General features: G+C 61.9%; 16 protein-coding genes and 1 riboswitch. Of the genes, 10 read left to right on the forward strand and 6 right to left on the reverse strand.

The window, feature by feature from the left end:
• Positions 1–60 precede the first annotated feature (60 nt).
• Positions 61–654, reverse strand: a complete 594-nt coding sequence (locus HP556_RS12465) for a hypothetical protein (RefSeq protein ID WP_175367199.1) — start codon at positions 652–654, stop codon at positions 61–63.
• A gap of 170 nt (positions 655–824) precedes the next feature.
• Here HP556_RS12465 and HP556_RS12470 point away from each other — a divergent pair, with 170 nt between their 5' ends.
• Both HP556_RS12470 and HP556_RS12475 read left to right on the forward strand, forming a co-directional pair.
• Entirely contained in the window at positions 825–1,562 is a 738-nt protein-coding gene (locus HP556_RS12470) for a response regulator (RefSeq protein WP_093760564.1), read from the forward strand.
• A 10-nt stretch (positions 1,563–1,572) separates the two neighbouring features.
• The gene (locus HP556_RS12475) at positions 1,573–2,895 is read left to right on the forward strand and encodes an ATP-binding protein (RefSeq protein WP_175367200.1); all 1,323 of its coding nucleotides are present in this window, start codon (positions 1,573–1,575) and stop codon (positions 2,893–2,895) included.
• 3 nt (positions 2,896–2,898) lie between these two features.
• On the opposite strand, the gene HP556_RS12480 is transcribed toward HP556_RS12475, so the two are convergent.
• A complete protein-coding gene (locus HP556_RS12480) occupies positions 2,899–4,386 on the reverse strand; it encodes a hypothetical protein (RefSeq protein ID WP_175367201.1) in 1,488 nt (495 codons plus the stop codon).
• Between the two features lie 219 nt (positions 4,387–4,605).
• On the opposite strand from HP556_RS12480, the gene HP556_RS12485 reads away from it, so the two are divergent.
• From HP556_RS12485 to thiC, 6 genes are all read left to right on the forward strand, one after another.
• Complete coding sequence (locus HP556_RS12485) at positions 4,606–5,112, forward strand: lytic transglycosylase domain-containing protein (protein ID WP_175367202.1); 507 nt, start codon at positions 4,606–4,608, stop codon at positions 5,110–5,112.
• A gap of 88 nt (positions 5,113–5,200) precedes the next feature.
• A riboswitch (TPP riboswitch) is annotated at positions 5,201–5,345 on the forward strand.
• On the forward strand, positions 5,333–6,370 hold the full coding sequence (locus HP556_RS12490; protein ID WP_175367203.1) for an FAD-dependent oxidoreductase: 1,038 nt from the start codon (positions 5,333–5,335) through the stop codon (positions 6,368–6,370). Its footprint overlaps the riboswitch before it by 13 nt.
• A complete protein-coding gene (thiS, locus tag HP556_RS12495; protein ID WP_068732274.1) occupies positions 6,361–6,558 on the forward strand; it encodes a sulfur carrier protein ThiS in 198 nt (65 codons plus the stop codon). Before HP556_RS12490 ends, thiS begins: the two co-directional genes overlap by 10 nt.
• Positions 6,559–6,564: 6 nt before the next feature.
• Positions 6,565–7,347 carry a thiazole synthase gene (locus tag HP556_RS12500; RefSeq protein WP_175367204.1) on the forward strand — a complete coding sequence of 261 codons (783 nt, stop codon included), beginning with the start codon at positions 6,565–6,567 and terminating at the stop codon, positions 7,345–7,347.
• On the forward strand, positions 7,334–7,942 hold the full coding sequence (locus HP556_RS12505) for a thiamine phosphate synthase (protein WP_175367205.1): 609 nt from the start codon (positions 7,334–7,336) through the stop codon (positions 7,940–7,942). The genes HP556_RS12500 and HP556_RS12505 overlap by 14 nt, the downstream gene beginning before the upstream one ends.
• Positions 7,943–7,973: 31 nt before the next feature.
• The gene (thiC, locus tag HP556_RS12510; protein ID WP_175367206.1) at positions 7,974–9,902 is read left to right on the forward strand and encodes a phosphomethylpyrimidine synthase ThiC; all 1,929 of its coding nucleotides are present in this window, start codon (positions 7,974–7,976) and stop codon (positions 9,900–9,902) included.
• Positions 9,903–10,036: 134 nt separating this feature from the next.
• Here the strand turns inward: thiC and HP556_RS12515 are convergent, their stop codons facing one another.
• Together HP556_RS12515 and HP556_RS12520 are read right to left on the reverse strand one after the other, a co-directional pair.
• Complete coding sequence (locus HP556_RS12515; protein ID WP_246297657.1) at positions 10,037–10,417, reverse strand: hypothetical protein; 381 nt, start codon at positions 10,415–10,417, stop codon at positions 10,037–10,039.
• Between the two features lie 105 nt (positions 10,418–10,522).
• Positions 10,523–11,182 carry a hypothetical protein gene (locus tag HP556_RS12520; RefSeq protein ID WP_175367208.1) on the reverse strand — a complete coding sequence of 220 codons (660 nt, stop codon included), beginning with the start codon at positions 11,180–11,182 and terminating at the stop codon, positions 10,523–10,525.
• A gap of 480 nt (positions 11,183–11,662) precedes the next feature.
• On the opposite strand from HP556_RS12520, the gene HP556_RS12525 reads away from it, so the two are divergent.
• Entirely contained in the window at positions 11,663–11,884 is a 222-nt protein-coding gene (locus tag HP556_RS12525) for a helix-turn-helix domain-containing protein (RefSeq protein WP_068732264.1), read from the forward strand.
• Between the two features lie 9 nt (positions 11,885–11,893).
• Here HP556_RS12525 and HP556_RS12530 read toward each other — a convergent pair whose 3' ends face one another.
• Complete coding sequence (locus tag HP556_RS12530; RefSeq protein WP_175367209.1) at positions 11,894–12,163, reverse strand: hypothetical protein; 270 nt, start codon at positions 12,161–12,163, stop codon at positions 11,894–11,896.
• A 219-nt stretch (positions 12,164–12,382) separates the two neighbouring features.
• Between HP556_RS12530 and HP556_RS12535 the strand changes: the two genes are divergently transcribed.
• Positions 12,383–12,763, forward strand: coding sequence for a RidA family protein (locus HP556_RS12535; RefSeq protein ID WP_093760584.1), 381 nt, complete (start codon positions 12,383–12,385; stop codon positions 12,761–12,763).
• A 6-nt stretch (positions 12,764–12,769) separates the two neighbouring features.
• Here the strand turns inward: HP556_RS12535 and HP556_RS12540 are convergent, their stop codons facing one another.
• Positions 12,770–13,273: a DUF2380 domain-containing protein gene (locus tag HP556_RS12540; protein WP_175367210.1), complete on the reverse strand. Its 504-nt coding sequence runs from the start codon at positions 13,271–13,273 to the stop codon at positions 12,770–12,772.
• Positions 13,274–13,317: the final 44 nt, after the last annotated feature.

Genomic DNA, 13,317 nt, shown 5'->3' on the forward strand with positions numbered 1-13,317 from the left:
CCCTTCCCTTGCGGGAAAGATGGTGGCGTCAGCCTGGTCGTAAGCGTCGCGGTCTTCGTATCAGGTCTGGTAGTCGATCAGCAGGGCCGTGAATGACGCCTTGCTGCTGGATGCTGTAGCGCTGGTGCCGCTCGCGCTGTAGGAGCTTGAAGACGAGGCCTCCAGCGATTGCTTCAGCGAGTCCAGGAACTGCTTCATGATATCGGAGATACTGGTCGCGCTGTCCGTATCATCGGTACTGTCGGTACTATCGGCGCTATCCGCCGGCGGTGGGCCGCCGGGTCCACCGCCAGGAGGTGGACCACCGGCACCGCGAGCGCCGCCTGCTCCACCCGGTCCGCCATCGGCGAAGGCCGACTGGAACACGCCCTGCAATTCGGTGGCCTGGTCCGAGGTCAGCTTGCCGCTGGACACCTGGGCACTGATGAGATCGTCGATCTTCGATTTCATCTCGTCCGGCGACGGCCGGCTGCCGCTGCTCTGGCTCGAACGGTCGGCCTGCAGCGACGAGTCGATATCGGTTAAAGCAGAGGACAGCGCATCCTGATCGCCGCTGCTGATCTTTCCGGAGGAAAACTCGGCCTGCAGCTCCTGCTGCAGTTTCTGAAGGGGGGATTGGTAGGAACTGCTGGACGCAGCCGAGATAGAGGTCATGATCTGCTCCAAGGTGCTTGCTTAGTGCTCGCAACTTGCGGTTAACCTTCTTAACGAGGTCTTGTTATTGCCTTGCTGACATGTTGCGGTTTGTTGCGCCTCAGCCACCAGCAATAGTCCGAAACAAAAAACTTCTGCAGCCCGCGCCGATCCCGGCCAAAAGAGTTCGCATGGCAAACGTACCGAACATCCTGGTCGTAGAAGACGACCGCGAAACCCGTACGCTGATCGCGAAGTATCTGCGTACCAATTCCTGCAACGTCACCACCGCTGCCGACGGGCGCGAGATGGAAAAGGTGATGGCCGACACCCGTGTCGACCTGCTGATCCTCGACGTGATGCTGCCCGGCGAAGACGGCCTCAGCCTGTGCCGCAAGGTGCGCGCCGAGTCGCAACTGCCGATCATCATGCTGACGGCGCGCGGCGAAGACGTGGACCGCATTCTCGGCCTCGAAATGGGCGCCGACGACTACCTGCCAAAGCCCTTCAATCCGCGCGAATTGCTGGCACGCATCAATGCAGTGCTGCGCCGACAGGCCACGGCGCTCAATGCCAGCGCCACGCCGAACGCCACGGCGCTGTCATTCGCCGGCTGGCAGATCGACCTGCGCCTGCGCGAATTGCGCAATCCCGAAGGCGCGCGCGTCGCCATGACCTCGGCCGAATTCGATCTGCTGCGCGCCTTTGTCGAACGCTCCGGTCGGGTACTGTCGCGCGACAGCCTGCTCGATCTCACGCAGGGCCGCAGCGCCGGCTCGTTCGAACGCAGCATCGACGTGCTGGTCAGCCGTATCCGCCGCAAGATCGAGGTCGACCCGCAGGACGCGCAAATGATCAAGACGGTGCGTTCGGGCGGCTACATGTTTACGCCGACGGTGGAAGCGGTCGCGACGGCCACGACCAACTAGTTTCATCGAGATGTTCAGCGTCCTCAATCTGCGTCGGATCAGCGGCCAGATCACCGCCCTGGTGGTGATGTCGATCGTGGCTATCCACATCGTTCTCTCGCTGCTGTTCACGCTGATGAGACCGGACCCGAATGATCAGGAACGGGATCGTGGCCACGGCGAGTTGATCGCGATCGTTCGCTTGCTGAAGGCGACACCGATCGCCGATCGCCCGGAACTTCTGGTCAATCTGAAAAACGCCTTTCCCAAATTCGACATCCGACCAGTCCCTCGGGATGCAACGGTCACAACCGACAATGGCCCCGACTATCCGCGTCACAGCTTACGCCGGCTGCTTGGTTCCGACGCGCGACTGCTGACGATCGGTGGCGCGCCGGACCGGATCGGAGTCACCCTCCCGGACGGCGACATGTTCTCCTTCAGTAGTCTGCCGGAGCGACGACCAGGCTTCTTTCTGGGCGGTCCCTGGGTTCTGACGTTTTTGTTCGTGGTGATCAGCCTGACGCTGCTGGGCCTGTGGGCGGCCCGCATGCTGTCCGCGCCGCTTTCGGCCTTTGCCAAGGCAGCAGAAGAGTTCAGCCTGAACGGCTCGGCTGAGCCTCTTCCGGAACGCGGTCCCGAAGAAATTCGCTCGGTGGCACGCGCGCTGAACCGGATGCGCGAGCGCATCGGCACGTTGATCGACGACCGCACCAAGATGCTGGCCGCGATCAGCCACGACCTGCGCACGCCGATCACCCGGCTGCGTCTACGTTCGGAATTCATCGAGGACGACGGCCATCGCCGCCACATGCTGCGCGACCTCGACCAGATGCGATCGATGCTCGAAGCGGTGCTCTCGTTCCTGCGCAACGACCGCCGGCTGGAAGAGATGACGCTGACGGATATCGCCACAACCCTGCAGCTGATCGCCGACCAATTTGCCGACATCGGGCATATGGTGACCTATCAGGGCCCCTCCCATGCCATGGCGATGGCAAGACCTGACGATCTGCATCGCGCAGTGACCAACCTGGTCGAGAACGCCGTGAAGTTCGGCTCGGAAGCGAATATCTCTCTGACGATGTCCGAGGGCGGCGCCATCATCGACGTCGCCGATGATGGTCCTGGCATTTCGGACGCACAAAAGAGCGCGATGCTGCAGCCTTTCGTGCGCGGCGACGACGCCCGCAACATGGATCATGAAGCTGCCGGCTTCGGCCTCGGCCTGTCGATCGCCCGCGCCGTAACGCTGGCCCATGGCGGCGAACTGATGCTGCTGGATCGCCAGCCGCATGGCCTGATCGTCCGTATCACACTGCCGGCTCGTGATACGGACAGAGCCGCAGCGTAGCGCTCAGTTCGCCTTCACCGCCGGCGCGACGCTGTGGACCGCACCCGGCTTGCGCAGATGGATCGTGGCGATGTCATCACTATAGACCTTTTCCCAGCCGTCGACGCGATCGAGCAACTTGGTCGCCGCGCTCTGGGTTCGCAGCAAGGTCGCCTCGATGTCGTAGTCCTTCAGCAGCCGGAACAGATTGTCAGGCTCGATCAGACCGCTGGCATTGTTGTGGTCGACCATCAGCTTCGTCCCGAACAATTCGGTACGGCCGTCGATGAAGGTCGGCACCCCACGCGCGATCAGATAGCCGCCGAAGTCGTAGTCGTTGAACACGCGACCGAGCTTGAGCTTCTGGAGCTCAGTCACCGCCTTTGCGGGCGCAGCCGCGTCGAGCGGCATGTAGCGCTGCACGGACGCCAGTACGAACGTTCCGGCAATCAGGCAGATCGCGATGCCGGCAAACAGCAAGTTCCGAGGCGGCGAAATACGATTGGTCTCGGTCATCCGAGGTCCGCCGATCTGCAAGCCAAGCGGCATCGCCAGGACCATCGGCGCCAGCAGCGCCAGCACTTCGGCGTTGCGCACGTGACTGAGCGCCATGAACACGAAGCCGATCACGAGCACGATGCGCATCGGCGGCAGCGTGATGCCGCGCCATAGCGCCAGTGCGAACGCCACCAGCACGGTCAGTTCCAGCGGCCCGGCATGATTGAAATTTGCAGGCCGCCACTCGCCGATCAGCGCCAGCGCTTCACCGAGATTGAGAATGCGACGCGACGCCAGCAGCGAGTCCCAGCCATAGGGCGTCACGCAACTCGCCACGAGCGCGGCCACGCCGAACAGCGCCCAGCGCAGCAGCAGCGCGCGCTGCATCGTCTTCGGTGCATGCCAGATCGCATCGATCCCGATCGGGCCGATCAGCGCCAATCCGAGAATGAAGCCGCCGTGCAGGTTAGCCCAAAGCGCCATCAGCGGCAGCAGCCAGAAGGATGGCACGCTCCTGCGATCCATCGCATTCACGAGACCAGCGACCCATGCCACCATCACCGGCATCGCCAGCAGATGCGGCCGCGCAACAACATGCCCTGCCATCAGCGCCAGCGCCGTCGCGACGAAAATGATCGTCACGGTGGCCGGCAGGCGCTTATCGAGAAAGCGCGCCAACAGCGCCATTGTCACAGCCAGCGCAGCGACAGCAAGCACCACCACGCCGGTCCAGCCCGCGCCGGCATAGGCGACCGCGTAGAGGACCTGAGACAGCCACTGGGTCGAGATCCATGGCTGGCCGTACATCGTGAACGAGTAGATGTCGGTCGTCGGCACCGCATGGTGATCGAGAATCCACTGCCCGACTGCGATCTGCCAATACGCATCCGGATCTCTCAGGAGGGCGTTGCCCGCCGCGAGCCACAGCGTATAGACCGCAATCCCCACCCAGAGCGGGAGTAGCCCGTGCATCGTCTTGCGGGCCTCGGAGGAATGGGTGGCGGACATCGTCATGCGCGGCATGCCCCTGGAAAGTCGCAAGAAAAGCGCTGGAATACCGCAGCAAATCACGACAGGGCATAATTTGGGGTAAATATCGGGCGGAACTCGCGAATCTGGCCTACAGAAAGACGCAATTCGAGCCCTCATCTCGGATAATTGAATCGGATGGTTTAGGCCGTCTGAAAGGCTGCCTCCGCTACTGGCGGAGGAACGAAGTTTTCGAGACCATTCATGAAACGTATTTCTCTATCCTTGGCGACGATTCTGGCTGTTGCCGCTCTTCCGCAACTGGCATCCGCACAGCAACGTGCCGACTACGACGCCATGGTTGCCACCCATGCCCAGGCCAACGGCGTGCCCGAGGCGCTGGTGCATCGTGTGATCGTGCGCGAAAGCAAGTATCATCCCAATCTGATCGGCCGCGGCGGCACCATCGGCCTGATGCAGATCAAGCTCGCGACCGCGCGCGGCGTTGGCTACACCGGCACCGCCGAAGGCCTCCGAGATCCCAACACCAATCTCACTTACGCGGTGAAATATCTCGCCGGCGCCTACCGTGCCGCCAACGGCAATCACAACCGCGCGGTGTCCTACTATGCCGGCGGCTACTACTACGCCGCCAAGCGCCAGCGCCGCGAGGTTTCCGCGCCGCCGCATCAGCCACTCTTCGCCAAGGATGCCGAGCGCCTGCACCTACAGAACACGGCCAACGCGAACGCGCAGGCTCCGAAGCCGTAATTGTGCGTGATCGGGTGGAATCCCAAGGGATTACACGTCAAGGGATTCCCGGGGCGCGTTGACACGCCCATCCATAGGTTTACATTAGAGTCGTTCCGAGGGGGGCTCCGACGAGGAGCTGAGATACCGCAAGCTTGCACTTTTCCTGTTCCGGAAGAGACGCGCGAGACCGCGGTGACCCTTTGAACCTGATCCGGGTCATGCCGGCGAAGGGACAGGGATGTTTCAGACTACGCAATCTCCGCGCGGGGACTCTCCCGTGGCGGGTCAATCGATATCAGTCATTGGCGCTGGCATTGCCGGCGCTTGGCAGGCGTTGATGCTGGCTAAGGCCGGTCACGCTGTGACGCTGCACGAGCGCAGCGATACCAGCATGCGCGACGCCACCAGCCATTGGGCCGGCGGCATGCTGGCGCCGTGGTGCGAAGCCGAAGTCTCCGAGCCTGTGGTCTCCCGCCTCGGCCTACATGCACTCGATCTGTGGCGCGAGGAACTCCCCGACACACCGTTCAATGGTTCGCTGGTCGTTGCACATGCGCGCGATCGCGCCGATTTCGAACGCTTCGCGAAAATGACCTCCGGCCATACGCGGCTGGATGCAGCAGGCGTCGCCGAGATCGAGCCCTCGCTCGAAGGCCGGTTTCGCGACGGGCTGTTCTATCCCGGCGAAGGCCATGTGGAGCCGCGCCGCGTGCTGCCGCAACTGCATGCGCGGATCACCGCCGCCGGCGGCATCATCAAATACAACAGCGAGCAGCAGCCGAAAGATCTCGACGGTCTGGTGATCGATTGCCGCGGGCTTGCGGCACGTGATGATGCCAGCACGCCGAAGCTGCGCGGCGTCAAAGGCGAAATCATCATCGTCGAGACAGATGAAGTACAGCTGTCGCGCCCCGTCCGCCTGATGCATCCGCGCTGGCCGCTTTACGTGATTCCACGTGCGGAGAACCGCTTCATGCTCGGCGCGACGTCCATCGAAGGCGAGGACACCGGCGTCAGCGTGCGCTCCGCACTCGAACTGCTCGGCGCTGCCTATGCAGTGCATCCCGCCTTTGCCGAAGCGCGCATTCTCGAATTCGGCTCGGGCCTGCGCCCGGCTTTCCCTGATAACCTGCCGCGCATTGCGATCGACAAGAACACGATTGCGGTGAACGGCCTCTATCGCCACGGCTTCCTGCTGGCGCCTGCGCTGGCGGAGTTGACGCTCAACTATATCAAGCGGGGCGAGATCGACAATGAGGTGATGCAATGCAAGTGATCGTCAATGGCGAGCACCGCGAGATCGAGGCGTCGCATGTCGGCGCGCTGCTGCAGGAACTGGACTACGAAGGCACGCACTGTGCCATTGCGCTGAATTTCGACGTGGTGCCACGCAGCGCATGGGCGCAGACGCCGCTGAAAGCCGGCGACGAGATCGAGATCATCACGCCACGGCAGGGAGGCTGATTCCTGATGGTGAGTTTCTACGGCAAGGAATTCAAATCACGTTTGCTGATCGGCAGCGCGCTCTATCCCTCGCCCGCGATCATGCAGGACGCGATCCGCGCCTCCGGCGCCGGCATCGTCACCGTGTCGCTGCGGCGTGAATCCGCCGGCGGCAAGACAGGCGATGCGTTCTGGTCGCTGATTAGAGAACTCGACGTCACCGTGCTGCCGAACACCGCGGGCTGCCGCAGCGTGCGCGAAGCGGTGACTACGGCGAAGCTCGCGCGCGAACTGTTCGGCACATCCTGGATCAAGCTGGAAGTGATCGCCGACAATGACACGCTGCAGCCCGATGTGGTCGGCCTTGTCGAAGCCGCCGATATCCTGATCAAGGACGGCTTCGAGGTGTTCCCCTATTGCACCGAGGACTTGAGCGTCGCGATGCGTCTGGTGGATGCCGGCTGCAAGGTGGTGATGCCATGGGCGGCGCCCATCGGCAGCGCACGCGGCATCATCAATGCCGACGCGCTGAAACTGATGCGCGACCGCCTGCCCGATATCACGCTCGTCGTCGATGCCGGCCTGGGCGCGCCGTCGCATGCCGCCGAAGCGCTCGAACTCGGCTATGACGCCGTGCTGCTCAACACCGCTATCGCCAAGGCGGCCGATCCCGTCGCCATGGCCAATGCCTTCCGCCTCGCCGTCGAGGCCGGCCGCACCGGCTTCGAGGCGGGCCTGATGGGCGCGCGCGACTTCGCTTCTCCTTCCACTCCAGTCATCGGGACACCGTTCTGGCATGCCGTATCCTGACCGTTTCTATCCCGTCGTCGACACCGTGGCCTGGGTGAAGCGCCTCACGCAGTTGGGCGTCGGCACCGTGCAGCTTCGCGCCAAGGATCTCGACGACGCAGCGGCGACCACGCTGTTTCGCGAGGCGCTCGATGTCACCAACGGCACCAAGACCAAGCTGGTGATCAACGACTACTGGCGCGTCGCCATCGACCTCAAGGCACAGCATCTGCATCTCGGCCAGGAAGATCTGGCCGAGGCCGACGTGGCCGCGATCCGCAAGGCCGGCATCACGCTGGGTCTCTCGACTCATGACGAGGAAGAACTTGAAACCGCGTTGCGCGCCAATCCGGATTACGTCGCGCTCGGGCCGATCTTCTTCACGACGTTGAAGTCCATGCGTTTCGCGCCGCAGGGCATTCCGAAAATCTCGGTCTGGAAGAAGCGCATCGGCACCCTGCCGCTGGTGGCGATCGGCGGCATCAAGTTCGAACAGGCCGAAGAGATCTTTGCCGCCGGCGCGGATTCCATCGCCGTCGTCAGCGACGTTACCCAACACGCAGACCCGGACGCACGCGTCCATCAATGGCTTGGCGCATCCGCCAAAGCCGCCTGACATTTCAAGAACGACAACGGAGGATTAGCCCATGAACATCCGCTCCAATCCCGACACCACCCTGCCCGCCGTCACCACCGGCAACCTGCCCTCGTCGCGCAAGATCTACGCGATCCCGGAGAGCGCGCCGGACCTGCGCGTGCCGCTGCGCGAAATCATCCTCTCCGAAGGCGCCGGCGAGCCGAACCTGCCGGTCTATGACACGTCGGGCCCCTATACCGATCCGGACGTGCTGATCGACGTCAATAACGGGTTGTCTCGCGCGCGTCTCGATTGGGTCAAGGAGCGCGGCGGCGTCGAGGAATATCAGGGCCGCGAGATCAAGCCGGAAGATAACGGCAATGTCGGCGCAGCCCATGCTGCGAAGTCGTTCAAGGCCTATCACAAGCCGCTGCGCGGCGTCGGCGATCACATGATCACGCAATATGAGTTCGCCCGCGCCGGCATCATCACCAAGGAAATGATCTACGTCGCCGAGCGCGAAAACCTCGGCCGCAAGGTCCAGCTCGAGCGCGCCGAGGCCGCGCGCGCCGACGGCGAGAGCTTCGGCGCCGAAGTGCCGTTGTTCGTCACGCCGGAATTCGTGCGCTCGGAAATCGCCCGCGGCCGTGCGATCATCCCCTGCAACATCAACCACGCCGAGTTGGAGCCGATGATCATCGGCCGCAACTTCCTTACCAAGATCAACGCCAATATCGGCAACTCCGCCGTGACGTCGTCGGTCGAGGAAGAAGTCGACAAGATGGTGTGGGCGATCCGCTGGGGCGCCGACACCGTGATGGACCTCTCGACGGGCCGCAACATCCACACCACCCGTGAATGGATCCTGCGCAATGCGCCGATCCCGATCGGCACCGTGCCGATCTATCAGGCGCTGGAGAAGTGCGACGGCGATCCGGTCAAGCTGACCTGGGAGCTCTACAAGGACACGCTGATCGAGCAGTGCGAGCAGGGCGTCGACTACTTCACCATCCATGCCGGCGTCCGGCTGGCCTACATCCATCTCACCGCCAACCGCGTCACCGGCATCGTCTCGCGCGGCGGCTCGATCATGGCCAAGTGGTGCCTCGCGCATCACCAGGAGAGCTTCCTCTACACGCATTTCGACGAGATCTGCGACATCATGCGCAAGTATGACGTGTCGTTCTCGCTCGGCGACGGTCTGCGCCCAGGCTCGATTGCGGATGCCAATGACCGTGCCCAGTTCGCCGAACTGGAGACGCTCGGTGAGCTCACCAAGGTGGCGTGGGCGAAGGGCTGCCAGGTGATGATCGAAGGCCCCGGCCATGTGCCGCTGCACAAGATCAAGATCAACATGGACAAGCAGCTCAAGGAATGCGGCGAAGCGCCGTTCTACACCCTGGGGCCACTGACCACCGATATCGCGCCGGGCTACGACCACATCACCTCGGGTATCGGTGCGGCCATGATCGGCTGGTTCGGCTGTTCGATGCTTTGCTACGTGACGCCGAAGGAGCATCTCGGCCTGCCCAACCGCGACGACGTCAAGGTCGGCGTGATCACTTACAAGATCTCGGCGCATGCCTCCGATCTCGCCAAGGGCCATCCCGCCGCGCAGCTCCGCGACGACGCGCTCTCCCGCGCCCGTTTCGACTTCCGCTGGCAGGATCAGTTCAATCTCGGCTTGGACCCGGAAACCGCCGTCGCCTATCACGACGAGACACTGCCGAAGGACGCTCACAAGGTCGCGCATTTCTGCTCCATGTGCGGACCGAAGTTCTGCTCGATGAAGATCACGCAGGACGTGCGCGACTATGCGGCGACCCTCGGCGACAACGAGAAAGCCGCACTGAACCTCGGCGGCACAGCGACGATGGGCATGTCGATGTCTGGCGTGATCGAGGACGGCATGGCCAGCATGAGCCAGAAGTTCAAGGACATGGGCCAGCAGGTCTATGTGCAGGCCGAGGCTGTGAAGGAGAGTAATAAGGCGTTGTAAGACGCCTCCTTACCCTGAGTTAGTGACCGAACAACAAACACCAAAGGCCGGGCGATTGCCCGGCTTTTCTGTTGTCGGAGAGATGAATTTTCACAAACACTGCCCGTGAAATTCCCCAGCGGGTAAATTGGTGGTCATTTACCTCGTCTGAACCGTTGCATAACTGTGCGCACAGCAGCCTCTATTGCAGGCCCACTGTGTTTCAATTCATCGGCAATTTCGATGGCGCGTTCCAACGAAATCACGGCCCCTTCTTGGCAATCGAATATAAAACCACCAGTTGCTCGGGCATAACCAGCCGCGGCACTATAAGCGGAGGATGCGGCATCGGCATCTGCCCCCCAACGTATCGCGAGAGCATATTTACTTCGATGCCCAGACTGAACGTCAGGATAAGTACGGACGAAATCTTTCACATCCCAGTGATCGCATTCGAAGTGTGAAGGTTTGCGATCTAATAAAACAGGCAGCGCCCCTCGCAATTTAGCGAATGGCGTCCCGGTCGACAGCTTCATTGAAACTCCTGTGGCATCGATTGACCTTTGCCATTCCTGGATCGAAACGAGGCGGAGTTCGGAAAGAACATATATTTCCATCGACATTCTGTTGTTCCTCCAAGCTTAGTTAGAGCAAAACGACACGATGCGGATCGTACACCGGGACATTGCACCACGCGACTTTCGAGAAACCCCTCGAACGACATTCGGCTCAAACACGGGCGTATTGGGCGATGACCGCGTCATTTCGCGAAGCTCATCTGCCCTGGCGGAAGACATCCTCGCATTGCCGGTTTTTACATCGTAGATCGCAATGACGTCGCCCTGAATATCGCGAAGGGTCAAATCGGTCCTGATCGTTCCGGCCATGCCATAAGTCGGATCTACGGCGTCAAGACTGAAGCTTCGTTCGATATCTCCGACACCGGGCAAATCTTGTAGGCTCACCGCCGCACCGAACGCGGCATGAACAGCGATTCCGTACTGAGATGCGCTCATCGTTGGCAGATACTCCAACGTCTCCATAACGCTAACCAGCGTATCGCTTAGAGCCTGGGAGGTTTCATCGATACTTGGAATTCCCGTAAGGAATCCATCAGAAGTCTCGACCGTGACGCCTCCCTCGCTAGTCCACCTACCAAGCTCATCCCGATCCTGATCATCCTTGTAGCCAGCTTTGATAGTCAAGCGGAGCAACCGCCTGAAAATCAGCTCCCTTTTGATATCGCTGAGTTCGTCCGCCATGAAGAACAGGCCACGCTTGAAATCTAACAGAGCATTCATTGCATCCTCCTCTCATTCGAGGCCATAATAAAGATTTTAAGCCTAGGCGTAAAGTCTTATTTAATGAGAATGGGTGTTACCTAGGTGAACGCCCCGGGGGCCTGTCGATCGCCTGGACGGTCGAGGGCTCCCCTGCTCGGCTGCTGCGCGACTATAACCAGCTGATCGAAGCCTATAACCGCGGTGCCAATATCTAGCGCGGATTCTGTGCGCTTATCGACATGCCGGGTTCCAAGGCGCCAAGGGCAGACAAAGCGACTTTCTTTGTTGCAAAATCCCGGCGGTACACCCAATGGTACCCATGGATTAACCTTTCGTTAACCAATCGCGCCCAACCTGCCGCAACGCAACGGCTGGGGGCTGTTCGTTCTCGATGTTGTTGCTTCGCGCAACGAAGCAGGCGTTGATCGGGAGATACCCATGATCCAGGAATCCCTTTACGAGTCCCTTCGCCGCCCGCGTGATGATTCGCCGGCTGAAATGGACATGTTTGCGCCCTCGTCAGATCCCAGCGAGGTCGTGACGATGCTGATCGGCGCGACAGTTCATGAGGTGGAACGCGAGCTGATGCTGCAGACGCTGGCGCGCTGCGACGGCAATCGCACCCATGCCGCCCGCGTGCTTGGCGTCTCCGTCCGGACCATGCGCAACAAGATCAGGCAGTATTCGGCCGATGGCGCGGACGTGCCGGCACACGGATAGCTGATGGCGCTATTGCAGGAGCGTGCTGGCATCCAGCACCCATGTGGAGCCCTGCAACCGGCCTTCGGTCTGCATCTCGACATCAACCAGATGCGCCTTCGGCTCAAAGCCGCGAATTCTGACAGTGAGCGGCCTGGTGAATTGCCATGCCTCGCGCGCCTGCAGCAGGCCCTCCTGATACGACGCCAGAGCTTTTGAATCGCCGGCTTTCTTCAGTGCCTGCCATCGCGCCAGATTCGCGCGATCCTCGAACCAGATCGAATCCGGTTTCACCTGCATGGACGCCCCTAGGTGTATCTCGCCGGCATGCGTTGCGCTCGTGAGAGCCAACAAGGTCAGCAGCGCCGGATATGATTTCATATGTCGTCGCCCGTTGCCCTGATGAGAGCGTAAGTCGCCGCGGATCCCGTTCCGGTTCGACAGGGCCCGGCAATTCGCGGGCGCCCCGTGTGCAGACCTGCTACGCTGGCCCGTCACACATGAGCGCGAGGCCTGATCATGCCCATCCAGCACTTCCCGCCCCCTCCCGGAATCAAGGCGCCGCCGCTGTCTTATGCGGCGCGGGTCGGCGATCTCCTGTTCGTCTCCGGCATTCCCGGCTTTGACGCCAATGGCCAATTGCCGGAACAATTCGAGGCGCAGTTCGGATTTGTGGTGCGCACGATCAAACGAGTGCTGAAGGATGCAGGCACCGACATCTCGCATCTCGTCAAGGTCAACGTGCTGCTGACGCGCGCGTCCGACGTGGCTCCCATGAATGCTCTGTATGCCGAAGCCTTCGGACCACCGCCCTATCCGGCGCGCACCACTTGCGTGGTCCAGGCGCTGCCCAATCCGGCGATGCTGATCGAGATCGAGTGTGTGGCTTCGCTACCGTAACGACGCTCATCGGCCGGCCATCGCATCCTTCACCGTCTCGCTGACGAAATCGGCGGCGCGGCGGAACGCTGTGTCGGTATCGCCTCGGAAGGTAACGGCGCGACGCATCACCAGCTGCTCGCGCTCGACATCGAACAACTGCACCTCGCCCCATTGCACCAGCGTACTCATCTTGCGGATGCCGCCATAGACCAGGTAACGCGCACCGTCGCGGCGCGCTGCGGCGACGAGATCGTCGGGCGCCATGCTGACGGCAGTGCAGGCAGGCTGCGGACAGGCCGGGCGCACCACGCGGTAGTCGCGCTGCGCCAGCCCGTCGCGCAGCAGTGCAGCGAAGATGGTCATGCGGTCGCGATGCTGCGCGGATTGGTCGGCCTCCTCGCCGGAGGTGTCGCTATAGTCGAAATCGGCCACCGCGACGGCGAGCTGTCCGGCAGCCGCGGCCGGCGCAGGTGCCCCCAGCAGCGCCACAGCGCCGCACAGCAACCACAGGACCTGCCCTCTCCGCATGATCTCCTCCCTGATCTTCTGTTCGCCGCCACGCCAAACTGGCG

Source organism: Tardiphaga robiniae (assembly GCF_013359755.1).
Classification (GTDB): Bacteria; Pseudomonadota; Alphaproteobacteria; order Rhizobiales; family Xanthobacteraceae; genus Tardiphaga; species Tardiphaga robiniae.

What these genes read in the sequence shown, in the direction of transcription:
- HP556_RS12465 (WP_175367199.1), bottom strand. Translation starts at nt 654, where the DNA reads ATGACCTCTATCTCGGCTGCGTCCAGCAGTTCCTACCAATCCCCCCTT.
- HP556_RS12470 (WP_093760564.1), top strand. Translation starts at nt 825, where the DNA reads ATGGCAAACGTACCGAACATCCTGGTCGTAGAAGACGACCGCGAAACC.
- HP556_RS12475 (WP_175367200.1), top strand. Translation starts at nt 1,573, where the DNA reads ATGTTCAGCGTCCTCAATCTGCGTCGGATCAGCGGCCAGATCACCGCC.
- HP556_RS12480 (WP_175367201.1), bottom strand. Translation starts at nt 4,386, where the DNA reads ATGACGATGTCCGCCACCCATTCCTCCGAGGCCCGCAAGACGATGCAC.
- HP556_RS12485 (WP_175367202.1), top strand. Translation starts at nt 4,606, where the DNA reads ATGAAACGTATTTCTCTATCCTTGGCGACGATTCTGGCTGTTGCCGCT.
- HP556_RS12490 (WP_175367203.1), top strand. Translation starts at nt 5,333, where the DNA reads ATGTTTCAGACTACGCAATCTCCGCGCGGGGACTCTCCCGTGGCGGGT.
- thiS (WP_068732274.1), top strand. Translation starts at nt 6,361, where the DNA reads ATGCAAGTGATCGTCAATGGCGAGCACCGCGAGATCGAGGCGTCGCAT.
- HP556_RS12500 (WP_175367204.1), top strand. Translation starts at nt 6,565, where the DNA reads ATGGTGAGTTTCTACGGCAAGGAATTCAAATCACGTTTGCTGATCGGC.
- HP556_RS12505 (WP_175367205.1), top strand. Translation starts at nt 7,334, where the DNA reads ATGCCGTATCCTGACCGTTTCTATCCCGTCGTCGACACCGTGGCCTGG.
- thiC (WP_175367206.1), top strand. Translation starts at nt 7,974, where the DNA reads ATGAACATCCGCTCCAATCCCGACACCACCCTGCCCGCCGTCACCACC.
- HP556_RS12515 (WP_246297657.1), bottom strand. Translation starts at nt 10,417, where the DNA reads ATGAAGCTGTCGACCGGGACGCCATTCGCTAAATTGCGAGGGGCGCTG.
- HP556_RS12520 (WP_175367208.1), bottom strand. Translation starts at nt 11,182, where the DNA reads ATGAATGCTCTGTTAGATTTCAAGCGTGGCCTGTTCTTCATGGCGGAC.
- HP556_RS12525 (WP_068732264.1), top strand. Translation starts at nt 11,663, where the DNA reads ATGGACATGTTTGCGCCCTCGTCAGATCCCAGCGAGGTCGTGACGATG.
- HP556_RS12530 (WP_175367209.1), bottom strand. Translation starts at nt 12,163, where the DNA reads ATGCAGGTGAAACCGGATTCGATCTGGTTCGAGGATCGCGCGAATCTG.
- HP556_RS12535 (WP_093760584.1), top strand. Translation starts at nt 12,383, where the DNA reads ATGCCCATCCAGCACTTCCCGCCCCCTCCCGGAATCAAGGCGCCGCCG.
- HP556_RS12540 (WP_175367210.1), bottom strand. Translation starts at nt 13,273, where the DNA reads ATGCGGAGAGGGCAGGTCCTGTGGTTGCTGTGCGGCGCTGTGGCGCTG.